16 protein-coding genes and 1 pseudogene are annotated in these 22800 nt (G+C 70.7%); 6 read left to right on the forward strand and 11 right to left on the reverse strand.

Features of this window, described 5'->3' with window-relative positions; genetic code table 11:
* Nucleotides 1-32 precede the first annotated feature (32 nt).
* Nucleotides 33-3572 (reverse strand): DNA polymerase III subunit alpha, encoded by a 3540-nt coding sequence (dnaE, locus tag GSY65_RS08990; RefSeq protein ID WP_159766824.1) that lies wholly within the window; start codon nucleotides 3570-3572, stop codon nucleotides 33-35.
* A 229-nt stretch (nucleotides 3573-3801) separates the two neighbouring features.
* Here dnaE and GSY65_RS08995 point away from each other — a divergent pair, with 229 nt between their 5' ends.
* The 4 genes from GSY65_RS08995 to GSY65_RS09010 all read left to right on the forward strand — a co-directional run bounded on the left by GSY65_RS08995 (nucleotide 3802) and on the right by GSY65_RS09010 (nucleotide 8905).
* A complete protein-coding gene (locus GSY65_RS08995) occupies nucleotides 3802-5151 on the forward strand; it encodes a DUF2252 domain-containing protein (RefSeq protein ID WP_159766825.1) in 1350 nt (449 codons plus the stop codon).
* Between the two features lie 62 nt (nucleotides 5152-5213).
* Entirely contained in the window at nucleotides 5214-5900 is a 687-nt protein-coding gene (locus GSY65_RS09000; RefSeq protein ID WP_159766826.1) for a hypothetical protein, read from the forward strand.
* Nucleotides 5901-6011: 111 nt separating this feature from the next.
* Nucleotides 6012-6812 (forward strand): DsbA family protein, encoded by an 801-nt coding sequence (locus GSY65_RS09005; protein WP_159766827.1) that lies wholly within the window; start codon nucleotides 6012-6014, stop codon nucleotides 6810-6812.
* A 389-nt stretch (nucleotides 6813-7201) separates the two neighbouring features.
* The gene (locus GSY65_RS09010; RefSeq protein WP_443043199.1) at nucleotides 7202-8905 is read left to right on the forward strand and encodes an alkaline phosphatase D family protein; all 1704 of its coding nucleotides are present in this window, start codon (nucleotides 7202-7204) and stop codon (nucleotides 8903-8905) included.
* 42 nt (nucleotides 8906-8947) lie between these two features.
* Here the strand turns inward: GSY65_RS09010 and GSY65_RS09015 are convergent, their stop codons facing one another.
* The gene (locus tag GSY65_RS09015; RefSeq protein ID WP_159766828.1) at nucleotides 8948-9517 is read right to left on the reverse strand and encodes a dienelactone hydrolase family protein; all 570 of its coding nucleotides are present in this window, start codon (nucleotides 9515-9517) and stop codon (nucleotides 8948-8950) included.
* Between the two features lie 106 nt (nucleotides 9518-9623).
* On the opposite strand from GSY65_RS09015, the gene GSY65_RS09020 reads away from it, so the two are divergent.
* Nucleotides 9624-10739, forward strand: coding sequence for a mechanosensitive ion channel family protein (locus GSY65_RS09020; RefSeq protein ID WP_159766829.1), 1116 nt, complete (start codon nucleotides 9624-9626; stop codon nucleotides 10737-10739).
* Nucleotides 10740-10877: 138 nt separating this feature from the next.
* Here GSY65_RS09020 and GSY65_RS09025 read toward each other — a convergent pair.
* From GSY65_RS09025 to GSY65_RS09050, 6 genes and pseudogenes are all read right to left on the reverse strand, one after another.
* Nucleotides 10878-11217 (reverse strand): annotated as a pseudogene (locus GSY65_RS09025) (SDR family NAD(P)-dependent oxidoreductase); the annotation flags it as partial.
* A gap of 64 nt (nucleotides 11218-11281) precedes the next feature.
* The gene (locus GSY65_RS09030; protein ID WP_159766830.1) at nucleotides 11282-12868 is read right to left on the reverse strand and encodes a Na+/H+ antiporter; all 1587 of its coding nucleotides are present in this window, start codon (nucleotides 12866-12868) and stop codon (nucleotides 11282-11284) included.
* A 175-nt stretch (nucleotides 12869-13043) separates the two neighbouring features.
* On the reverse strand, nucleotides 13044-13520 hold the full coding sequence (locus GSY65_RS09035) for a GNAT family N-acetyltransferase (protein ID WP_159766831.1): 477 nt from the start codon (nucleotides 13518-13520) through the stop codon (nucleotides 13044-13046).
* Nucleotides 13517-14461: an RluA family pseudouridine synthase gene (locus tag GSY65_RS09040; protein WP_159766832.1), complete on the reverse strand. Its 945-nt coding sequence runs from the start codon at nucleotides 14459-14461 to the stop codon at nucleotides 13517-13519. Before GSY65_RS09040 ends, GSY65_RS09035 begins: the two co-directional genes overlap by 4 nt.
* An 82-nt stretch (nucleotides 14462-14543) precedes the next feature.
* Nucleotides 14544-15155 carry a signal peptidase II gene (gene lspA, locus GSY65_RS09045; RefSeq protein WP_159766833.1) on the reverse strand — a complete coding sequence of 204 codons (612 nt, stop codon included), beginning with the start codon at nucleotides 15153-15155 and terminating at the stop codon, nucleotides 14544-14546.
* An 81-nt stretch (nucleotides 15156-15236) separates the two neighbouring features.
* Complete coding sequence (locus GSY65_RS09050) at nucleotides 15237-16376, reverse strand: TraR/DksA C4-type zinc finger protein (protein WP_159766834.1); 1140 nt, start codon at nucleotides 16374-16376, stop codon at nucleotides 15237-15239.
* Nucleotides 16377-17024: 648 nt separating this feature from the next.
* Between GSY65_RS09050 and ileS the strand changes: the two genes are divergently transcribed.
* Nucleotides 17025-20168: an isoleucine--tRNA ligase gene (gene ileS, locus GSY65_RS09055; protein ID WP_159766835.1), complete on the forward strand. Its 3144-nt coding sequence runs from the start codon at nucleotides 17025-17027 to the stop codon at nucleotides 20166-20168.
* Between the two features lie 265 nt (nucleotides 20169-20433).
* On the opposite strand, the gene GSY65_RS09060 is transcribed toward ileS, so the two are convergent.
* From GSY65_RS09060 to GSY65_RS09070, 3 genes are read right to left on the reverse strand one after another with little or no spacing between them, the layout of a single operon-like run.
* Nucleotides 20434-21639, reverse strand: a complete 1206-nt coding sequence (locus GSY65_RS09060) for a DivIVA domain-containing protein (protein WP_159766836.1) — start codon at nucleotides 21637-21639, stop codon at nucleotides 20434-20436.
* A gap of 46 nt (nucleotides 21640-21685) precedes the next feature.
* Nucleotides 21686-21982, reverse strand: a complete 297-nt coding sequence (locus GSY65_RS09065; protein WP_159766837.1) for a YggT family protein — start codon at nucleotides 21980-21982, stop codon at nucleotides 21686-21688.
* 60 nt (nucleotides 21983-22042) lie between these two features.
* Nucleotides 22043-22684 (reverse strand): cell division protein SepF, encoded by a 642-nt coding sequence (locus GSY65_RS09070; RefSeq protein WP_159766838.1) that lies wholly within the window; start codon nucleotides 22682-22684, stop codon nucleotides 22043-22045.
* Nucleotides 22685-22800: the final 116 nt, after the last annotated feature.

Here is a 22800-nt window from a genome sequence, read left to right on the forward strand (position 1 = left end):
CGCGATCGCGCCCCCGGTCCGCCGGGCGGGTCTCAGCCGGCCAGGCAGGACGGGCCGAGCAGCACCTTCAGGTCGCCGAAGAGGGCCGGGTCGGGCTTCACCCGGTGCCGGTCGAGGCGCAGCACCGTGGTCTTGGTGGGCCCCTGGAGCCGGATGCGGACCTCGCTCTCGCCCCTGTGGTGGGTGAGGATCTCGCCGAGCCGGCTGACCATGGGCGGGGTGACCCGGGTGGCGGGGATGGTGAGGATCACGGGCGCGTTGGTGCCGGCGTTGGACAGGTCGGGGACCTGGAGCTCCATCGCGACGAGCCGGGGGACGTCCTCGCGCTTGTCGAGACGGCCCTTGACGAAGACGACGGCGTCCTCGACGAGCTGGGTCGAGACGAGCTGGTACGTCGCCGGGAAGAACATGCATTCGATGGAGCCGGCGAGGTCCTCGACGGTGGCGATCGCCCAGGCGTTGCCCTGCTTGGTCATCTTGCGCTGGAGGCCGGAGATGATGCCGCCGATGGTGACGACCGCTCCGTCCGCGTGCTCACCGCCGGTGAGCTGGGCGATGCCCGCGTCGGCCTTGTCGGACAGCACGTGCTCCAGGCCGAACAGCGGGTGGTCGGAGACGTAGAGGCCGAGCATCTCCCGCTCCTGGGCGAGGAGGTAGGCCTTGTCCCACTCGTCGTCGGTGAACTGGACGTCGAGTCCGAAGCCGGGCTCGCTGCTCTGCTCCTCGCCCATGCCGCCGAAGAGGTCGAACTGCCCCTCGGCCTCCTTGCGCTTGACCGCCACCACGTTGTCGATCATGGGTTCGAACTGGGCGGTGAGGCCCTTGCGGGTGTGGCCCAGGGTGTCGAAGGCGCCGGCCTTGATCAGCGATTCCGTCGTGCGCTTGTTGCAGGCGGCGGCCTCGACCTTGTCCAGGTAGTCGGGGAAGGAGGCGTACTTCCCCTTCGCCTTGCGGGACCGGATGATCGCGTCGACCACGTTGGTGCCGACGTTGCGGACGGCCTCCAGACCGAACAGGATCACGTCGTCGCCCTGGGCGGCGAAGTTGTGCACCGACTCGTTGACGTTCGGCGGGAGCACCTTGATGCCCATGCGGCGGCACTCGTTCAGGTAGATCGCGGACTTGTCCTTGTCGTCCTTGACCGAGGTGAGGAGCGCGGCCATGTACTCGGCCGGGTGGTTGGCCTTGAGGTAGGCGGTCCAGTACGAGACCAGTCCGTACGCGGCGGAGTGCGCCTTGTTGAAGGCGTAGCCGGCGAAGGGGACCAGCACGTCCCACAGGGCCTGGATCGCCTCGTCGCTGTAGCCGTTCTTCTGGGCGCCGGCCTGGAAGATGGTGAAGTTCTTCGCCAGTTCGTCGGGCTTCTTCTTGCCCATGACGCGGCGGAGGATGTCGGCCTCGCCGAGCGAGTAGCCGGCGATGATCTGGGCGGCCTTCTGCACCTGCTCCTGGTAGACGATCAGGCCGTAGGTGACGTCCAGGACCTCCTTGAGCGGCGCCTCCAGCTCGGGGTGGATCGGCGTGATCTCCTGCTGCCCGTTCTTGCGCAGCGCGTAGTTCGTGTGGGAGTTCATGCCCATCGGGCCCGGACGGTACAGGGCCGACACGGCGGAGATGTCTTCGAAGTTGTCGGGCTTCATCAGGCGCAGCAGGGAGCGCATGGGGCCGCCGTCGAACTGGAACACGCCGAGGGTGTCGCCGCGCTGGAGCAGTTCGAAGGTCGTGGGGTCGTCCAGCGGCAGCGACAGCAGGTCGATGTCGATGCCCTTGTTGGACTTCACCATCTTGACGGCGTCGTCCATGATCGTGAGGTTGCGCAGGCCGAGGAAGTCCATCTTCAGCAGGCCGAGCGACTCGCAGCTCGGGTAGTCCCACTGGGTGATGGTCACGCCGTCGGTGTGCCTGACCCAGACGGGGACGTGCTCGGTGATGGTCTCGCTGGACATGATCACGCCGGCGGCGTGCACACCCATCTGCCGGACCAGGCCCTCCACACCGCGGGCGGTGTCGATGACCTTCTTCACATCGGGTTCGTTCTCGTACATCGACCGGACCTCTCCCGCCTCCGAGTAGCGGGGGTGGCTGGGGTCGGTGATGCCGGAGAGCGGGATGCCCTTGCCGAGGACGTCGGCGGGCATGGCCTTGGTGATGCGGTCGCCCATCGCGTACGGGTAGCCCAGCACGCGCGCGGAGTCCTTGATGGCGTTCTTGGCCTTGATGGTGCCGTACGTGCCGATCATGGCGACCTTGTCGGCGCCGTACTTCTCGGTCACGTACCGGATCACCTCGACGCGCCTGCGCTCGTCGAAGTCGATGTCGACGTCGGGCATCGAGATGCGCTCGGGGTTGAGGAACCGCTCGAAGATCAGGCCGTGCGGGATGGGGTCGAGGTCGGTGATGCCGAGGGCGTACGCGACGATCGAGCCGGCCGCGGAGCCTCGGCCGGGGCCGACCGCGATGCCCTGCTTCTTGGCCCACATGATGAAGTCGGCGACCACGAGGAAGTAGCCCGGGAAGCCCATCGAGATGATGGTGTCCATCTCGTACTCGACCTGCTTCATGCGGTCGTCCGGGATGCCGTCCGGGAACCGGCGGTGCATGCCGCGCATGGTCTCCTCGCGGAACCAGCTGACCTCCGTGTACCCCTCGGGGATGTCGAACTTGGGCATCAGGTCGCGCTTTTCGAACATGCCCTTGGTGTCGACCATCTCGGCGATCAGCAGGGTGTTGGCGCACCCCTCCTGCCAGGCGTCCGAGGAGTCGATGGCGTACATCTCGTCCGTGGACTTCAGGTAGTAGCCGGTGCCGTCGAACTTGAAGCGGTCCGGGTCGGAGAGGTTCTTGCCGGTCTGGATGCACAGCAGGGCGTCGTGCGCGGTCGCCTCGTGGGCGTAGGTGTAGTGCGAGTCGTTGGTGACCAGCGGGGGGATGCCGAGCTTCTTGCCGATCTCCAGCAGACCGTCGCGGACCCGGTGCTCGATCTCGATGCCGTGGTCCATCAGCTCCAGGAAGTACTTGTCCTTGCCGAAGATGTCCTGGTACTCGGCGGCCGCCTTCAACGCCTCGTCGTACTGGCCGAGGCGCAGCCGGGTCTGCAGCTCACCGGAGGGGCAGCCGGTTGAGGCGACGATCCCGTCGGACCACTTGGCGATGGTCTCCTTGTCCATCCGGGGCCACTTCTGCAGCCAGCCCTCGGCGTAGGCGTCGGAGGAGAGGCGGAAGAGGTTGTGCAGGCCCGTCGCGTTCACCGCCCACATGGTCTTGTGGGTGTAACCACCGGAACCGGAGACGTCGTCCCGCTTCTGGTGGGGCTGGCCCCACTGGATCTTCCGCTTGTTCCGCCGGGACTCGGGGGCGACGTACGCCTCGATGCCGATGATCGGGGTGATCCCGGCCTTCTGCGCGGAGTGGAAGAAGTCGTACGCGCCGTGGAGGTTGCCGTGGTCGGACATCGCGATGTGGGTCATGCCCATCTCGTTGCACGCGTTGAACATGTCCTTGAGCCGCGCGGCACCGTCCAGCAGCGAGTACTGGGTGTGGACGTGCAGGTGCGTGAACGGCGGCTTTGACACGGCTTCGGCCTCCAGGGAGAACTGCGGACGACAGGTCGACGACGGGTCCCCGACGGGCTGCGGACAGTCTGGGGGACAGCGTCGAAGTCTATGCCTCGGCACTGACACCGTGAGGGCTCTCCCCCGTACCTTTCGTCGAAGGAGTCGCGGGCACTCCCGCGCACCCCCGGACGTTGACCCGGGGACGGACCAGCCGTCCCATTCGTCATGCACCAGGAGGCACCCAGCGATGTCGGTTCCGCAGCTCAGCGACGAGCGACGCGGCGAGGAGATCCTCGCCGTCTTCGACACCGCCTTCGGCCGGCTGCTGGCCGCCGACCCGGCCGCGTTCCGCGTGAAGTTCCGGAAGATGGCGGCCTCGGCCTTCGCGTTCTACCGGGGCACGGCGTGCCTCTTCTACCACGACCTGAGCGAGACGGCCTCGGGTTGGGGCGGCGACGACACGGGCTCCGGTCCGTACCTGGACGAGCGCACCTCGCGCGTGTGGATCCACGGCGACCTGCACGCGGAGAACTTCGGCACGTACATGGACTCCACGGGCCGCCTGATCTTCAACGTGAACGACTTCGACGAGGCGTATGTCGGCCCGTTCACCTGGGACCTGAAGCGCTTCGCCGCATCCGTGGCGCTCATCGGGTACGCGAAGGCGCTCAGCGACGAGCAGATCACCGAACTGGTGAACGTGTACGCGGCCGCCTACCGCGAGCGGATCCACGCGGTCGCGGCGGGCGCCAAGCGGGACGAGGTGCCGCCGTTCACCCTGGACACCGCGCAGGGCCCGCTGCTGGGGGCACTGCGCGACGCACGTTCGCTGACGCGTTTCGGGCTGCTCGACTCGATGACCGAGATCCGTGACTTCGAGCGCCGTTTCGCGCCGGGCGGCGGCTCCATCGAGCTGGACGCGGCCACCCGCTACAAGGTGCTGGCCGCCTTCGACGGCTATCTGGAGACGCTCCCGGAGTCCTCCCTGACCCGCCCCGACTCGTACCGGGTGAAGGACGTCGTGGGCCGCCGCGGCATCGGCATCGGCTCGGCGGGGCTGCCGTCGTACAACATCCTGCTGGAGGGCGCCACGGACGCCCTGGAGAACGATGTGGTGATCTACATCAAGCAGGCCCAGACCCCGGCCGTCTCCCGCCACGTCACCGACGAGCGCATCCAGGACTACTTCCAGCACGAGGGCCACCGCACGGTGATCTCGCAGCGCGCCCTCCAGGCGCACGCCGACCCGTGGCTCGGCTGGACCGAACTGGACGGCGCGGGCCAGCTGGTAGCCGAGGTGTCGCCGTACGCGGTGGACCTGGACTGGGGTGACATCGACGACCCGGAGGAGATCGCGGCGGTCGTCGCCGACCTCGGCCGGGCCACGGCGACGATGCACGCGGCGGCGGACGACCTCACCGGCCAGTCCCTGGTGCCGTTCTCCACGGAGCGGGCCATCGACGCGGCGATCGCCGCCGACGAGGCGGGCTTCGCGCCCCTGCTGGTGGACTTCGCGCACCGCTACGGCGCCCGCGCGCGCACGGACCACCAGATCTTCGTGGACCTGTTCCGCAACGGCCGGATCCCGGGCCTGTAAGGCAGTCCACAGCCATCCTTTAAGGCTCTCTTACAGGGGTCCGTGGGACACTCTCCAGCGGTATGGACATATCCGGGACGCATCTCAGAGCCGTGCGCGCGGCGCTGTTCACGGCACTCGTCGTGACGCTCAGCACCGCGTCGCACGTCCTGTTGTCCCGGGCCCCGCTGCCGCTGGTCACCGTGGCCGCGATCACCGCCGCCGTCTACGTCGTCGCGTACGCGCTGGCGGGCCGCCGTGAGCGCGGCTTCGGCCGGATCGCCGCCGTGCTGATCCCGCTGGAGCTGGCGGCGGACACCGTGTTCACGGCCGGTCAGCACGCGTGTTACGGCGAGGCGGGCGGCCCGGTCACGGGTCCGCTGCGCCAGGTCGGTCTGGACGTGCTGTGCGGGGGCGGCGTCGGCGGCCCGCTGGCGCGCGTCACCGGTGACTCCGACCGGGCGGCCGCGCTGCTGCCGGGCGCGGGACCGGCCACCGCCTGGCTGCTGCTCGCCGCGCACGTCGGCGTGGGGCTGCTGGCAGCCGCCTGGCTGCGCCGCGGCGAGCGGGCGCTGGCCCAGCTCCTCGGTGCCGCCGTCGCCGCCGGTTTCCGGCCGCTGCTCCTCGCGGTAGCCGCGCTCACGCCGCGGCGCGCCCCGGCGCAGCAGCGGCCGACGCGCACCGCGCACCGCGGGACGACCGCCCGCGCCCTTCTCCTCGCCCACTCCCTGGGGCGGCGCGGACCGCCGTGCCGGGTCACCTTCGCGTGACCCCTCCGGGCGTTCGCTGAGCCACGGGCTCCCGAGCGACGCCGAGCACGAGCAGTCCACCCACGTATCCCGCACACCCACGTGTGCGCGTTTCCCAGGGAGTTCACCCACATGAGCAAGCGGAACAGCCAGGCGGCGAAGTCGGCGGCGCGCGAGCGGCTGCGGCTGGAGCGCGAGCGTCAGGCCAAGCGCGCGAAGGTCAGGCGGCAGGCGATCGTGGCCGCCTCGGTCGTCGCGGTCCTCGCGGCGGCCGGCGGTATCGGCTACGCCGTCGTGCAGACCAACAAGCCCACCAAGTGGGAGGCCGCCGCCGAGGCCACGGTGGTCAAGCCCGCCAACACCTCGGGCGAGAACGGCACCACCGTCGTGATCGGCGACTCCAAGACCGACAACGTGGTCCACCTGTACGAGGACCCGCGCTGCCCCGCCTGCGCCCAGTTCGAGCAGACCGTCGGCGAGACGGTCGACAAGGGCATGGAGAACGGCGACTACAAGCTGTCCTTCACGATGGGCACCTTCCTCGACGGCAACCTCAGCGGCGAGGGCTCCAAGAACGCGCTGAGCGCGCTGGGCGCCGCCCTGAACGTCAGCCCCGAGGCGTTCCTCGACTACAAGGCCGCGCTGTACTCCGCGAAGTACCACCCGCAGGAGTCGACCGACAAGTTCGCCGACGACAGCTACCTGATCAAGGTGGCGAACACGGTGGACGCGCTGAAGGGCAACAAGAAGTTCCAGGACGCCGTGGAGAAGGGCACCTACGACGCCTGGGCGATGCGGATGAGCAAGTCCTTCGACGACGCCAAGGGCGTCCAGTCGACCCCCACCATCAAGATCAACGACAAGACGATCGACAACCCGTCCTCGGTCGCCGACTGGGAGAAGTCCCTGAAGGACGCGGGCGTCACCAAGTAGCGCGCCCGCCCGCGCCGTTCACCGTGTGACGGGCGGGGTGTTCCCGGAGACCGCCGGGAACACCCCGCCCGCACGGCCGAGTGGTGCGGCGCCGGTGGCCGGCGGGCGCGGTCGGCCGCCCTGCGCACCCGAGCCGAACATCCGCAGAACTGCCCGGCGCCGCCCCCCGACCCCGGTGCGTGCGGTGCCCTGGGCACGGTCGCCCTCCTCGGCTCCCGGCGACCGGAGCGCGCTGAACGTCCCCGCACAAAGGGACGCCGACGGGCGGGGCGCCCCCGGGGTGGACCGCCCACCGACATCGACCAACAGGGCACCGCAGTCTGAACATTGTGCGGATTTCACGTCATACGCCTTACCCGAACGGCTACTGATCAGTAATCTCGTCCGCCGTGACCAGTCGCAGATCTCACTCCCCCTCCGGTGTTCCCGCCGACCCCAGAGGCACCTCGCCCGCCGAGCCGGGCCTCATCTCCTCCGCCCCGCGCCGCCGTACGGTCGTCAAGGCGGCCGCCGCGGGCGCGGTCCTCGCGGCCCCGCTGACCGCCGCGTTCCCCGCGAGCGCCGCCGACGCCCCCGCGTTCCTGCACGGTGTCGCCTCCGGCGACCCGCTGCCCGACGGTGTCCTGCTGTGGACCCGCGTGACGCCCACCCCGGAGGCCGTGCCCGGCTCTGGGCTGGGTCCGGACATCGAGGTCGGCTGGACCGTCGCCCTGGACAGGGGCTTCACGAACATCGTGGCCAAGGGCTCGGTCACCGCGACCGCCGACTCCGACCACACCGTGAAGGCGGACGTCCGCGGCCTCGCCCCGGCCACCGACCACTGGTTCCGCTTCTCGGCCGGCGGCACCGACTCGCCCGCCGCCCGCACCCGCACGGCCCCCGCCGCCGACGCAGCCCCGGCGGGCCTGCGCTTCGGCGTGGTCTCCTGCGCCAACTGGGAGGGCGGCCACTTCGCCGCCTACCGCCATCTGGCCGCGCGCGGCGACCTGGACGCCTGGATCCACCTGGGCGACTACATCTACGAGTACGGCACCGGCCAGTACGGCACGCGCGGCAAGGTGGTGCGGCCGCACGCGCCGGTCCACGAGATCGTGTCCCTGGCCGACTACCGCGTCCGGCACGCCCGTTACAAGACTGACCCCGACCTGCAGGCACTGCACGCGGTCGCGCCGGTCATCGCCATCTGGGACGACCACGAGTTCGCCAACGACGCCTGGTCGGGCGGGGCGGAGAACCACACCGAGGGCGCGGAGGGCTCCTGGGCGGCCCGTCAGTCTGCGGCCAAGCGGGCGTACTTCGAGTGGATGCCGGTGCGCCCGGCGATCGCGGGCACCACCTACCGGCGGCTGCGCTTCGGCAGGCTCGCCGACCTGTCGCTGCTCGACCTGCGCTCCTACCGCTCCCAGCAGGTGGGCGTCGGCGACGGCGAGGTCGACGACCCGAACCGGTCGCTGACCGGCCGGGCGCAGCTCGACTGGCTGAAGTCGGGGCTGAAGTCCTCCGACACGACGTGGCGGCTGGTCGGCAACTCCGTGATGATCGCCCCGTTCGCCCTCGGCAACCTCACCGCCGATCTGCTCGGGCCGCTGACCGAGCTGCTCGGTCTGCCGAAGGAGGGCCTGGCCCTCAACCCCGACCAGTGGGACGGCTACACCGACGACCGGCGTGAACTCCTGGCGCATCTACGGGAGAACGCCATCCGCAACACGGTCTTCCTCACCGGCGACATCCACATGGCCTGGGCCAACGACGTGCCGGTCAACGCCGGTACGTACCCGCTGTCGGCGTCCGCCGCAACGGAGTTCGTCGTCACCTCGGTGACCTCGGACAACCTCGACGACCTCGTCAAGGTCCCCGAGGGCACCGTCTCCGCGGTGGCCTCGCCCCTGATCCGCGCGGCCAACCGCCACGTCCACTGGGTCGACACCGACCGGCACGGCTACGGCGTCCTCGACATCACCGCCGCGCGGGCGCAGATGGACTTCTACGTCCTGTCCGACCGGACGAAGCCCGACGCGAGGTCGTCGTGGGCGCGCTCGTACCGGACGCGCAGCGGGACGCAGAAGGTGGAGCGGACGTACGACCCGGTGTAGCCGCAGCGGCCCGCTCGCACGCGGGCGGGCCCGCTCCGACGGTCAGAGGGTCTCGAGGAAGCCGAGCGCCACCCGCCAGGTGGCCTCGGCCGCCTCCTCGTCGTAGTCGGGCAGGTCGGAGTCGGTGTAGAGGTGGCCCGCGCCGGGGTAGCGGTGGACCTCCACGTCGGCGCCCGCCTTGCGCATCTGGAGGTACCAGGCGCTCAGCCAGTCGTCCGTCTCGAACGCGTCCGGCTCGGCCACGTGGAGCTGCACCGGCAGGTCGTCGACGGACGCGGTGGCCGCGATGTCCGACGTGCCGTGCAGGAGCAGCAGCCCGCGGGCGTTGGCGTCGCCCAGGGCCAGGGTCTGCGCGGTGGCCGCGCCGAGGGAGAACCCGGCGTAGACGAGCCCTCGCTCGGAGTAGGGCGCGGCGGCCAGGACGGCCCGCTTGAGCAACTCCTCCTTGCCCAGCTCCTGGTTGAAGGCCATGCCCTCCTCGACCGTGTCGAAGGTCCGTCCGTCGAAGAGGTCGGGGGTCCACACCTCGTGCCCGGCGGCCCGCAACCGGTCCGCGGCCCGGTGGACCGCGGGTCGCAGGCCGTAGGTCGAGTGGAACAGCATGATGTTCATGGGGCCATGGTGCCAGCCGGGTACGACTGCGGCGGGCGGCCCCGTACCCCGAGCGCGGCCGAAGTCACATGTTCATGACCCCGCGACGGCGGTTACGTTCGAAGGCATGGAGAACCTACTCCGCCCACTGATCGTCATCGGTGGTTCGGCCGTCTTGACGCTCGTCATCGGCTGGACCACCGACCTCCTGCTGCGCAAGGCGGACCAGCGGCACCACGAGACACCTCTGTGGGGCCTGCTGCGCCGCGGCCGCATCCCCTACCAGCTGGTGCTGTGCGCGGCCTTCCTCAGAGCGACGTACGGCGAGGCGCAACTGCTGGATCAGCACCGGACCGCGATCGGCCGCGCCCTGACGCTGGTGCTGATCGGGGCCACGGCCTGGCTGGTGATCCGCATCGCGGCGGCGGTGGTGGAGACCTCGTACAGCAGGTACGCCCGTGTCCACCGGGATCCGGCGCGGGTGCGCCGGGTGCGGACCCAGGTGACGCTCATCATGCGGGTGGTCTCCGCGATCGTCGGTGTGGTCGCGGTGGCCGCGATGCTGCTGACCTTCCCGGCGATGCGGGCCGCGGGCGCCTCACTGCTGGCCTCGGCGGGCCTCCTGGGCATCGTCGCCGGTATCGCCGCGCAGTCCACACTGAGCAACCTGTTCGCAGGGCTCCAGATCGCCTTCGGTGACATGGTCCGCCTCGGGGACGTGGTCGTCGTGGAGGGCGAGTGGGGGACGGTCGACGAGATCACCCTCACGTTCCTGACCGTGCGGACCTGGGACGAGCGCCGGATCACGATGCCTGTCTCGTACTTCACCGCGAAGCCGTTCGAGAACTGGTCGCGCGGCGGTGCCCAGATGACCGGCACGGTCTTCCTGCACGTCGACCACACCGCTCCGCTGCCCGCGATGCGGGAGAAGCTCCGCGACGTCCTGCGGGAGTGCCCCGCGTGGGACGGCCGCCTCTACAACCTGACCGTCACCGACTCCACTCCGTCGACGATGGAGGTCCGCGCCCTGGTCACCGCCAAGGACCCGGACGACCTGTGGACGGTCCGGGTCACGGTCCGCGAGCAGCTGATCCGCTGGCTGACGGAGAACCACCCGTACGCCCTCCCGCGGGTCAACACCGCGGACGCGGTCCTGCCGCCGAGCCACCCCCGTCCCGACACCCATTTCCCCCGCCCCAGCCGCCCCCGCGTCCACGAACCGCCCAGGTCGACGGGAAGGTGACGGCACGGTGGGTGCCCGCGCGGCCGGCGCGGGCACCCGCGGTGTGCGTTTCGGGGTCCGGTGTTCGCCGCTCGGCGGTCGGCGTTCGGCGTTCGGCGTTCGGCGTGCCGTTCCCGTCCGCCGTCGCCCTGCCCCTCGGTGCCCCCTCTCCGCAGCCCCGTTGACCTGGAGGACCTGCGCCGTGATGCGGCCGGCGCCGGGGGAGGCCGGCCAGTGCAGGGTGCCGGCCACGTCGGCCGGTGTGCCGGCCCGTGGAGGTCTCGGCGACGAGCCGGGCCTGCCGGGCCTCCTCGACCGGCCCGCCGAAGAACTCGGTGTCCCTGACGTATCCCGGCGCCACGACGTTCACCGTGATCCCCCGGGGCCCCAACTCCCTTGCCAGGTCGAACGCGTACCGACGCAGCGCCGCCTTGGAGGCGGCGTACGCCACGCTCCCCGACCCCCGGTACGCGGCGATGGACGACAGGAACAGCACCCGCCGGGCGAGGCGAGCCGCTCCACATCGCGTGCCATGCCCCGCCGCTACGGAACGGACCACCCGGTCACCGCAGGCTCCGCACATCCAGGTGCCGCAGCACGCGATCCACGACCTCCGGATCCGCGCCCGGCTCACTGCGCGCGGCCAGCACCTCGTGCCGGGCGGCGCTCAGCATCTCCCCCTGGATCCGCCGCATCCTGCGCAGCCGCCGCACCCGCTGCTCATGCCCTTCCCGGCGTTCGTCCTCCGCCACCTCGGGACTGATCCGCACCCCGATCTCGAAGGCCCGCCGCAGCAGTCGCTCGGCCATCTCCTCCGGGAGTTCCTCCTCGTCCTCGATCTCCTTCAGCCGCTGCTTCGCCGCCTTCGCGGCCCGCACGGCCAGCGCCTTCTCGAACTCCTTCCCGGCGCTGTCGTCGGCCCGCACCCCCAAGCGCCGTACGAGCCACGGCAGCGTCAGCCCCTGCAGCACCAGCGTCGCCATGATCACGCCGAACGCGATGAACACGATCTCATCCCGGTCGGGAAAGGGCCCCCCGTCCGAGGTCTCCAGCGGAATCGCCAGCGCCAGTGCCACGGACGCCACCCCCCGCATCCCCGACCACCACATCACCACGGTCTCGCGCCACGACATCGGGATCTCCTCGTCGTAGTCGCGTTTCGCGTGCAGCCGTCGCGCGAGCCAGGTGGCCGGCAGCAGCCACAGCAGCCGGACGAGGACCACGACGGCCACGACCGCAGCCGCCCAGCCCAGCATGTCCGCCCACCGCCCGGACGCCGTCCTGACCGCGTTGTGCAGCTCCAGCCCGATCAGCCCGAACGCGACACCCGTGACCAGCGTGTCCACGACGTCCCAGACGGTGTGCCCGGCGAACCGCGTCATGACGTCGTCGGCGCCGAGCGCGTACTCCGCGAGGAACAGCGCGGTGGTGAGCACGGCGAGCACCCCGGACCCGTGCAGTTCCTCGGCCATCACGTACGAGGCGTACGGCACGAGGAGGGACAGTCCGATCTGCAGCGTGGCGTCGTCGAGGAAGTCCATCAGCTTGTGGGCCGCCCAGCCGAGGGCGAGCCCCACGGCGACGGCCACGACACCGGAGAGCACGAGCTGGAGCGCGGCGTGGGGCAGCGAGAAGGAGCCGCTGACGGCCGCCGCGATCGCCACGTGGTAGAGCACGATGGCGGTCACGTCGTTGAAGAGGCCCTCGCCCTCCAGGATCGACACCAGTCTCCGCGGCAGCCCGAGTTGACCGGCCACGGCCGTCGCCGCCACCGGGTCGGGCGGCGCGACCAGCGCGCCGAGGGCCACGGCGGCGGCGATGGGCAGCCCCGGCACGATCGCCTGGGCGACGGCGGCCACCGCGGCGGTGGTCACGAACACCAGCGCCACGGCCAGCAGGAAGATCGGCCGCCGGTTGGCCGCGAACTGCCGCCAGGACGTCCGCCGCACCGCCGCGTACAGCAACGGCGGCAGCAGCAGGGGCAGGATGAACTCCGGGGGGATGTCGACGTTGGGCACGAAGCCCGGAAGGGCGAGGGAGATCCCCAGCAGCGTCATCAGCACCGGCGCCGGAAGCCCGAGCCGCTCCCCCAGCGGCACGCTCAGCACGGCCCCCAGCAACAGGACGAACAACAGGGCCAACTGATCCACGCTGAGCACCCCGACGAGGTCTAGACGATTACCTCAACAGCCCCCAGAGTGCCACGCACCCCGCATCCCACCCCGTCCGGTCCCCCGCCGCCCGGCGAACCCGGCACGCGCCGCCAGGCACCGGCCGTCCGTCCTGGGCCCTCGGCGGTCGGCGGTCGGCCGCCAGGCCGCAGCCCTACAGCGACCGCCGCATCGCCCGGTGCGGTATCCCCGCGTCCGGGAACTCCGGCCCGTACGCCTCGTACCCCAGCCGCTCGTAGAAGCCCAGCGCATGCGTCTGCGCACCCAGCTGCACCGCGGTCAGGCCGAGCGCGCGTGCCGCGTCCTCGACGGCCCGCACGAGCGCGACGCCCACGCCCAGCCCCCGGGCCGCCCGCACGACCGCCAGCCGCCCCAGGGAGCCGACGCCCGGCTCCCCGCCGGTCTTGCCGGCGGCGGCCGCCCCGTGGAGCAGCCGTCCGGCGCCGAGGGGCTCCCCGTCGTCCCGCACGGCGAGCACATGCACGGCCACCTCGTCGTACGCGTCGTACTCGATGTCCTCCGGCACGCCCTGCTCGACGACGAAGACCTCCCTGCGCACCGCGAAGCAGGCCGCGCGGTCGGCGGGGTCGTCGGCCACACGCACGGCGTACGCCACCGGCTCCGGGCTCACGCGTACGTCTCCTCCCGCACCTTGTCGAGGGCCTTCTGCAGATCGGCGGGATAGTCGCTCTCGAACTCGACCCACCGCCCGTCCCCGGGGTGCTCGAAGCCCAGCCGGACCGCGTGCAGCCACTGGCGGGTGAGACCGAGGCGCTTGGCGAGCGTCGGGTCGGCGCCGTACGTCAGGTCGCCGACGCACGGGTGCCGGTGTGCGGACATGTGCACACGGATCTGGTGCGTGCGCCCGGTCTCCAGCTTGATGTCGAGCAGGGAGGCCGCGCGGAACGCCTCCACCAGGTCGTAGTGCGTGACCGACGGCTTGCCCTCCGCGGTGACCGCCCACTTGTAGTCGTGGTTCGGGTGCCGGCCGATGGGCGCGTCGATGGTGCCGCTGGTCGGGTCGGGGTGGCCCTGGACCAGCGCGTGGTACCGCTTGTCGACGGTCCGCTCCTTGAACTGACGCTTCAGGAACGTGTACGCGTACTCGGACTTGGCGACCACCATCAGGCCCGACGTGCCGACGTCGAGCCGGTGGACGATGCCCTGGCGCTCGGCGGCGCCGGACGTCGAGATGCGGTACCCGGCGGCGGCCAGCCCGCCGATCACGGTCGGCCCGGACCAGCCGGGGCTGGGGTGCGCGGCCACCCCGACCGGCTTGACGATCACGACCACGTCATCGTCGTCGTGCACGATCTCCATGCCCTCGACCGGCTCGGCCACCACCTGCACCGGCGCGGGCGCCTGCGGCATCTCGACCTCCAGCCAGGCCCCGCCGCGCACCCGCTCCGACTTGCCGACCACCGACCCGTCGACCGCGACCTTCCCCGCGGCGGCGAGCTCCGCGGCCTTGGTACGGGAGAAGCCGAACATGCGGGAGATGGCGGCGTCGACGCGCTCGCCCTCCAGGCCGTCGGGCACGGGCAGGGTACGGATCTCGGGAAGCGTGCTCACCCGTCGAGTATGCCGGACCGCCACGACACGCCCGACCGCGCCTGTGGAAAACTCCCGCGCCCCCGGCCGTGCGCCGGGGCGCTCAGTCCTTGTGGACGGTGCCGTCCGGGTCGAGCCCCCGGAAGGACAGCAGCACGATCAGGATGCCGCCGCACACGATCGCCGAGTCCGCCAGGTTGAACACGGCGAAGCCCTTGGGCGCGATGAAGTCGACGACCGCGCCCTCGAAGACGCCCGGCGAGCGGAAGATCCGGTCGGTGAGGTTGCCCAGCGCGCCGCCCAGCAGCAGCCCGAGCGCGATCGCCCAGGGCAGGCTGTAGAGCTTGCGCGCGAGCCGGGCGATCACCACGATCACGATCGCCGCGATCATCGTGAAGATGATGGTGAAGGCCTCGCCGAAGCCGAAGGCCGCGCCCGCGTTGCGGATCGCCTCGAACTTCAGCCAGTCCCCGATGATCTCGATCGGCTCGTGGTGCTCCAGCTTCGCGACCACGATCATCTTGCTGACCAGGTCGAGCGCGTACGCCAGCCCGGCGACCCCGAACAGCACGGCGATCCGGCGCTTGCCGCGCGGACGCGCGGACGCGTCGGCCGACGCCGCGTCCGCGCCGTTCCCGCTGTCGGCCTGCTCCGGGTCCGTGCCCGCCGCCTCTGGGATGTCCGGCGTACCGATGATGCGCTCCGCCTCTGCCACGTGAGTCCCTCAACCTAGGTCCTTGACTGAGGACAAAGGTACGACACGACCCGCGGGGACCAGGGGCTCAGGCGGGGATCGCTACCGGCGTTCCTGCTTCTGCTTGCACTCGACGCACAGCGTGGCCCTCGGGAAGGCCTGCATGCGCGCCTTGCCGATCGGGTTGCCGCAGCTCTCGCAGAGGCCGTACGTGCCCGTGGCGAGCCGTTCGAGGGCGCGCTCGGTCTGGTCGAGCATCTCGCGCGCGTTGTGGGCCAGCGCCATCTCGTGCTCGCGCGTGATGTTCTTGGCGCCGGTGTCGGCCTGGTCGTCGCCCGCGCCGTCGCCGGAGTCCCGCATGAGACCGGTGAGCGACTTCTCGGAGGCGTCCAGTTCGGCCCGCAGCCGCATCGCCTCGGACTGCAGCTCCGTGCGGGCCTCGGCGACCTCCTCCGGGCTCCAGGGTTCCTCACCGGGCCGTACCGCCAGCTCTCCGGGGTCCGCCGCGGCGGGCCGTGCCTTGGGGACGGCGCCGGGCTGCTTCGCCGCCGTAGCCGTACCAGGAGTGTTCTTCGCAACCACCGTCGTGGCTCCCGTCGTCTCGGCGGCCTCGGCCGCGCCCGCCTTCTCGGCCCCGCTGGTCGCGGGGGTGTTCCGGGCGGTGCTCTTCTTGGATGTGCTGCTCTTGGCGGGAGCCGTCCTCGGGGCGGCACCCCTGCCGGCCACCGTGGTCGTGGCCGCGCTCTTCCCGGCCACCGTCCGTGCGGTGGCACTGTCCTTCGCCGCGGTCTTCCGCGCCGCTGTCTTCCGCACCGCGGCCTTCTTGGCCGTGGTCTCCTTCCCCCCGGTCTCCTTCGCCCGGCTCTCCTTCGCCCCGGCTTCCTTCTCTCCGGCCTTCCCGGCAGCGGCCTTCCTGGCCGCTGTCTTCCTGGCCGCTGTCTTCCTGGCGGCGGTCTCCCTCGTCGGGGCCTTCTCCGCCCCGGTCCCCCCACCCGAAGCCCGCTTCGAGGCGCTCGCGCCGGCCGCCTTCTTCTTCGTCACCCGCACAGTCCCGGCACCCTGCGTGCCCTCGTCCCCGGCACCGGCACCGGACCTCGGACCGACCTCGGCGGCCTTCGTGGCTCCCTTCTCCGCGGTCGTTCCCTCGGCGTCCGTCCTCCGGCCGCTCGCCTTCCTGGTGGCCGCCTTCGCTCCCGCGGTCGCGGGGACCCGCTTCTTGCCGCTCACGTCCTTCGCCACCATGGCCGCGGCCCCTTCACATATTGTGATCTTGCACGCGAATCGTGCTGGGACGATAAAACGGCCAGAGTCGCGCGGCAACGGGGCACACCACCCATTCCGGTCACCGCGCGACCGTCGCACGGCGAGCCTGCAAGCGTTGTGCCCAGCTCCCCGCCGGGTATTCCGTCCCGTCGCGGGTCCCGGGTTCCGGACGGCCGGGCCGCTCCATTCGGGTCACCCCGCAGGTCACCGCACCGTCCGCCCGCCGAGCACGCCGAGCCCGCCGAAGGCCCCCGCCGGCCCCGCCTCGGGCGCCACGGAAACCGGTCGGCCGCTGTCCGCCCGGCGCCGTACACTGGGCCCAGCGAAAAGCGTGGATGGGGACGAGTAGCGCCGTACGCAGCCAAGAGCGACCCGGGGACGGTGGAAGCCCGGGGGCGAGCGCGACGCGAAGATCACCCCGGAGCCGCCGGAAGAACGCCGAGACCTTCGGGGCACGGCCAGTAGACCCGGCATCGCGACCTCAATGAGGGGGTTCGTCACGGCGTACGACGCGACGACGGGCCAAGGAGGGTGGTACCGCGGGAGCGCGCCGCACACGGCGTACGCAGGATGAAGGCTCTCGTCCCTCCGACGGAAGGCAGCAAGTCCGTTGGAGGAAGCTCGCTCATGACAGAGCCGACATACCGCCAGGTGCCCGCCCAGGTCGACCTGCCCGCGCTCGAGCACGCGGTGCTCGACTTCTGGCGCGAGCAGAAGATCTTCGCCAAGACCCTGGAGCAGTCCGAGGGGCGCCCCGAATGGGTGTTCTACGAGGGCCCGCCCACCGCCAACGGCATGCCGGGCGCCCACCACATCGAGGCCCGCGTCTTCAAGGACGTCTTCCCCCGCTTCCGCACCATGCGCGGCTACCACGTGGCCCGCAAGGCAGGCTGGGACTGCCACGGCCTGCCGGTGGAGCTCGCGGTCGAGAAGGAGCTCGGCTTCAACGGCAAGAAGGACATCGAGGCGTACGGCATCGCCGAGTTCAACGCCAAGTGCCGTGAGTCCGTGCTCCGCCACACCGACGCGTTCTCCGACCTGACGACCCGCATGGGCTACTGGGTCGACCTCGACGACGCGTACGTGACCATGGAGCCCGAGTACATCGAGTCCGTCTGGTGGTCGCTGAAGGAGATCTTCAACAAGGGCCTGCTGGTCCAGGACCACCGCGTGGCCCCCTGGTGCCCCCGCTGCGGCACCGGCCTGTCGGACCACGAGCTGGCGCAGGGCTACGAGACGGTCGTCGACCCCTCGGTGTACGTCCGTTTCCCGCTCACCTCCGGTCCGCTCGCGGGCGAGGCCGCGCTCCTGGTGTGGACGACCACGCCGTGGACGCTGGTGTCCAACACCGCGGTCGCCGCCCACCCCGAGGTCACCTACGTGGTCGCCACGGACGGCACCGAGAAGCTCGTCGTCGCCGAGCCGCTCGTCGCCAAGGCGCTCGGCGAGGGCTGGGAGACCACCGGCCAGTCCTTCACCGGCGCCGAGATGGAGCGCTGGACCTATCAACGACCCTTCGAGCTCGTGGAGTTCCCCGAGCCCGCCCATTTCGTGGTGAACGCCGAGTACGTGACCACCGAGGACGGCACGGGTCTGGTCCACCAGTCCCCCGCCTTCGGTGAGGACGACCTCAAGGTGTGCCGGGCGTACGGCCTGCCGGTGATCAACCCGGTCCGCCCGGACGGCACGTTCGAGGAGGACGTCCCGCTGGTCGGCGGCGTCTTCTTCAAGAAGGCGGACGAAAAGCTCACCGAGGACCTCCAGACCCGGGGCCTGCTGTTCAAGCACATCCCGTACGAGCACAGCTACCCGCACTGCTGGCGCTGCCACACCGCGCTCCTCTACTACGCGCAGCCGTCCTGGTACATCCGCACCACCGCCGTCAAGGACCGCCTCCTCCAGGAGAACGAGAAGACCAACTGGTTCCCCGACACGGTCAAGCACGGCCGCTTCGGCGACTGGCTGAACAACAACATCGACTGGGCGCTGTCCCGCAACCGCTACTGGGGCACCCCGCTGCCGATCTGGCGCTGCGAGGAGGGCCACCTCACCTGCGTGGGCTCCCGCGAGGAGCTGACCCGGCTCTCCGGCACCGACCAGTCGGAGCTGGACCCGCACCGCCCGTACATCGACGCGGTCACCTTCCCGTGCCCCGAAGGCGGCTGCGCCGCCACCGCCACACGCGTCCCGGAGGTCATCGACGCCTGGTACGACTCGGGCTCGATGCCGTTCGCGCAGTGGGGCTACCCGTACAAGAACAAGGAACTCTTCGAGAGCCGCTACCCCGCCCAGTTCATCAGCGAGGCCATCGACCAGACCCGCGGCTGGTTCTACACGCTGATGGCCGTCGGCACCCTGGTCTTCGACAAGTCGTCGTACGAGAACGTCGTCTGCCTCGGCCACATCCTCGCCGAGGACGGCCGCAAGATGTCCAAGCACCTCGGCAACATCCTGCAGCCCATCCCGCTCATGGACCAGCACGGCGCCGACGCGGTCCGCTGGTTCATGGCGGCCGGCGGCTCCCCCTGGGCGGCCCGCCGCGTCGGCCACGGCACGATCCAGGAGGTCGTGCGCAAGACCCTCCTGACGTACTGGAACACGGTCGCCTTCCAGGCCCTGTACGCCCGCACGTCGAACTGGGCGCCGTCCGCGGCGGACCCGGCCCCCGCCGACCGCCCCGTGCTGGACCGCTGGCTGCTGAGCGAACTGCACGCCCTGGTCGACCAGGTGACGCAGTCGCTGGAGGCGTACGACACCCAGCGCGCCGGCAAGCTGCTCTCCGCGTTCGTGGACGACCTGTCCAACTGGTACGTCCGCCGCTCCCGCCGCCGCTTCTGGCAGGGCGACAAGGCCGCGCTGCGCACCCTGCACGAGGTCGTCGAGACGGTCACCAAGCTGATGGCCCCGCTGACCCCGTTCATCACCGAGCGGGTCTGGCAGGACCTGATCGTGCCGGTGTCCCCGGGCGCCCCGGAGTCCGTGCACCTGGCGTCCTGGCCGGAGGCGGACCTCACCGCCATCGACCCGGAGCTGTCGAAGCAGATGGTGCTCGTCCGCCGCCTCGTGGAGCTGGGCCGCGCCACGCGCGCGGAGTCGGGCGTCAAGACCCGACAGCCGCTGTCCCGCGCCCTGGTGGCCGCCACCGGGTTCGGCGCCCTGGACCCCGAGCTGCACACCCAGATCACCGAGGAGCTGAACGTGAGCTCCCTCGCCTCGCTGAGCGAGGTCGGAGGCAGCCTGGTGGACACCACCGCCAAGGCGAACTTCCGCGCCCTCGGCAAGCGGTTCGGCAAGCGCGTCCAGGACGTGGCCAAGGCCGTGGCGAACGCGGACGCCGCCGCCCTCTCCCTCGCCCTGCGCGAGGGCACGGCGTCGGTGGAGGTCGACGGTGAGACGATCACCCTGGCGCAGGACGAGGTGATCATCACGGAGACCCCCCGCGAGGGCTGGTCGGTCGCCTCCGACTCGGGTGCGACGGTGGCCCTGGACCTGGAGATCACGGAGGAGCTCCGCCGGGCGGGCCTCGCCCGCGACGCGATCCGCCTGATCCAGGAGGCTCGTAAGAACAGCGGCCTCGACGTGGCCGACCGCATCGCGCTGCGCTGGACCGCGACCGACGAGGCGGTGGTCGACGCGCTCACCGAGCACGCCGGGCTGATCGCCGACGAGGTCCTCGCGACGGACTTCGCCACCGGGGACGCCGACGACACCTACGGCACCCCGTTCACGGACGAGGCCCTCACCCTTACGTTCCGCCTCCGCAAGGCGTGACGCCGCCCCGCTGAAGGCGGCTCGGAGCAGACCGCTCCGCGCCGCGCCGCTCCACCGAGCAGGACCGAAGGCCCGGTGACACCGCACGGACGGTGTCGCCGGGCCTTCCCGCGTGGAGTGCGCAGCGCGCGGGACATCCGGCCCATCCGCGAACAAACGCCCTATAACCCCCCGAACGCGCGTAGCACAAGGGCGGGGCCCCGGACCGAAGTGATCCGGGGCCCCGCCCTGAATGCCGTCGACGCCTATGGCGTGCCGGTGATGATCAGTTGTCGTCCTCGTCGATGAGGAACCCGCGCATCGGCGAGGGGGCCTGCCCCATCGGCGACGGACCCTGCGGCCGGACCGGAGCCATCGGCTGGGTCATGGCCGGGGACATCTGCTGCTGACCGCCGTAGGAGGGCGCAGCCGGCGCCGGGGCGCCACCCATGCCCTGACCGCCGTACGACGGCGCGCTCGCACCGGCCGGCGCCATGGACGGCGACGGGGACGGCGGCAGCGACGCGGTCGCCGGGGTGCGCGGCGGGGCCAGCGAGTCGTCCGCCTGGGTCTCCAGCTGACGCAGCTGCGACTCCAGGTAGGACTTCAGCCGCGTGCGGTACTCGCGCTCGAAGCCGCGCAGGTCCTCGACCTTGCGCTCCAGCGTGGCGCGGGCCGACTCCAGCGAGCCCATCGCGACGCGGTGCTTCTCCTGCGCGTCCCGCTCCAGTGCGTCGGCCTTGGCGCGGGCATCCCGCTCCAGACCCTCGGCGCGGCTGCGGGCCTCACCGACGATCTTGTTGGCCTCGGAACGGGCCTCGGCGATCGCCTGGTCGGCGGTCTGCTGGGCCAGCGAGAGCACACGCGCGGCACTGTCGCCGCCCGGGCCCTGACCGGGGCCGCCCATGGGACCACCCATGGGGCCGCCCATCGGGCCACCCATCTGCTGCATGGGCGGCTGGCCGCCCATCGGGCCCTGCCCCATCTGGGGCTGACCCATCTGGCCCTGGCCCATGGGGCCTTGGCCCATCGGCCCCTGACCCATCGGTCCGGGACCCTGCTGACCCTGGCCACCGGGGCCGGCGGGCAGCTGCGGCGCACCGCTCGGCAGCTGGGGCGGGCCACCCATGGGGCCCCCCATCTGCTGCGGCGGGCCCGATATCCCGGCGGGTACGGGAGCGCCGGGACCCCGCATGCCCTGCTGCTGCATGCCACCCTGCTGCATGCCACCTTGCTGCATACCGCCCTGCTGCATGCCACCCTGCTGCTGGTCCTGCGGCTCGGGGGGCTTGCGCATGTTCTGCTGATTCTGGGCAGCAGCGCGCGTGGCCGCGGCGAGTTTGGCGCGCAGGTCCTCGTTCTCACGAAGCAAGCGCGTCAGTTCGGCTTCGACCTCATCGAGGAAGGCATCGACCTCGTCCTCGTCATAGCCTTCTCGGAGGCGGACGGTCGTGAACTGCTTGTTCCGCACGTCCTCGGGGGTCAACGGCATCTCTTCACCTCAACGTAGTCGTCGGCATTCGGCAAGACCGCATCTCTCACATCGTTCCCATCGCGCCGGCCACTACCGTGCGCAGGATAAAAACGATGATCATCAGCACGAAGAAGGACAGGTCGAGCGCCACGCCCCCGAGACGCAGCGGCGGAATGAACCGCCGCAGAAGCTTGAGCGGTGGATCAGTGACAGTGTAGGTGGCCTCCAGAACGACCACCATCGCCTTGCCGGGTTGCCATGAGCGGGCGAACTGGAAGACGTAGTCCATGACCAACCGGAAGATCAGCACGATGAAGAACACCGTCAGCGCGATGTAGAGGATCGTCAAGACCACGCTCATGTCCGGTGTTTCCCTCTCCCCGTTCCGTGCTGCCTGTACTGCTGTTTCCGGTGGTGCGTCTCAGCTCTGGTTGAAGAACCCGCCCTCTGCGATGCGGGCCTTGTCCTCCGCCGTGACATCGACGTTAGCAGGCGACAACAGGAACACCTTCTGCGTCACCCGCTCGATGCTGCCGTGAAGACCAAACACCAGACCTGCCGCAAAGTCGACAAGTCGCTTCGCATCTGTGTCGTCCATCTCAGTCAGATTCATGATCACCGGGGTGCCCTCACGGAAGTGTTCCCCGATGGTACGGGCCTCGTTGTAGGTCCGCGGGTGCAACGTCGTGATCCGATACGGCTCCCGCTCGGACACGACCTTGGGCATGATCACCGGTGCGTTCTTCTCCAGACTGGAACGGTCTTGTGTGATGGACGCCACGGGCGCGATCCGGGCGGGTCGCACCGATTCCGCGGGGAGCGAAGTGGCGTGCGACACCGGCTCGCGCTGCGCCGGGGGCTGCACCACTCGCACCGGTTCGTCCCTTTGGGACTGATGTGACTGGTGTGACTGGTGCGCCGGTTCATGGCGCCGGTGGTCCCGCTCGGGCTCGGGGTCGAGCTCGGGCTCGAAGTCGTCATCGGGGTCGAATCCCCTGCCGTCGTACCCATCGTCCTCCACGAGGCCGAGGTAGACCGCCATCTTGCGCATCGCGCCGGCCATGCTCTGAGTCCTCCGCTCTGTGGTGGATCGACTGACGACTTCCCAAGTGCCCGCGATCCACGAGGTCGTTGCGCCCGCCCTTCGACGGAATGACCATATTTTCTGCTGTGGTCCGA

The organism is Streptomyces sp. HM190, assembly GCF_009857135.1.
Lineage (GTDB): Bacteria > Actinomycetota > Actinomycetes > Streptomycetales > Streptomycetaceae > Streptomyces > Streptomyces heilongjiangensis.

Coding starts and splice junctions, on each gene's coding strand:
- GSY65_RS08995 (WP_159766825.1), top strand. CDS start 3,802: ATGTCGGTTCCGCAGCTCAGCGACGAGCGACGCGGCGAGGAGATCCTC.
- GSY65_RS09000 (WP_159766826.1), top strand. CDS start 5,214: ATGGACATATCCGGGACGCATCTCAGAGCCGTGCGCGCGGCGCTGTTC.
- GSY65_RS09005 (WP_159766827.1), top strand. CDS start 6,012: ATGAGCAAGCGGAACAGCCAGGCGGCGAAGTCGGCGGCGCGCGAGCGG.
- GSY65_RS09015 (WP_159766828.1), bottom strand. CDS start 9,517: ATGAACATCATGCTGTTCCACTCGACCTACGGCCTGCGACCCGCGGTC.
- GSY65_RS09020 (WP_159766829.1), top strand. CDS start 9,624: ATGGAGAACCTACTCCGCCCACTGATCGTCATCGGTGGTTCGGCCGTC.
- GSY65_RS09050 (WP_159766834.1), bottom strand. CDS start 16,376: ATGGTGGCGAAGGACGTGAGCGGCAAGAAGCGGGTCCCCGCGACCGCG.
- ileS (WP_159766835.1), top strand. CDS start 17,025: ATGACAGAGCCGACATACCGCCAGGTGCCCGCCCAGGTCGACCTGCCC.
- GSY65_RS09060 (WP_159766836.1), bottom strand. CDS start 21,639: ATGCCGTTGACCCCCGAGGACGTGCGGAACAAGCAGTTCACGACCGTC.
- GSY65_RS09065 (WP_159766837.1), bottom strand. CDS start 21,982: ATGAGCGTGGTCTTGACGATCCTCTACATCGCGCTGACGGTGTTCTTC.
- GSY65_RS09070 (WP_159766838.1), bottom strand. CDS start 22,684: ATGGCCGGCGCGATGCGCAAGATGGCGGTCTACCTCGGCCTCGTGGAG.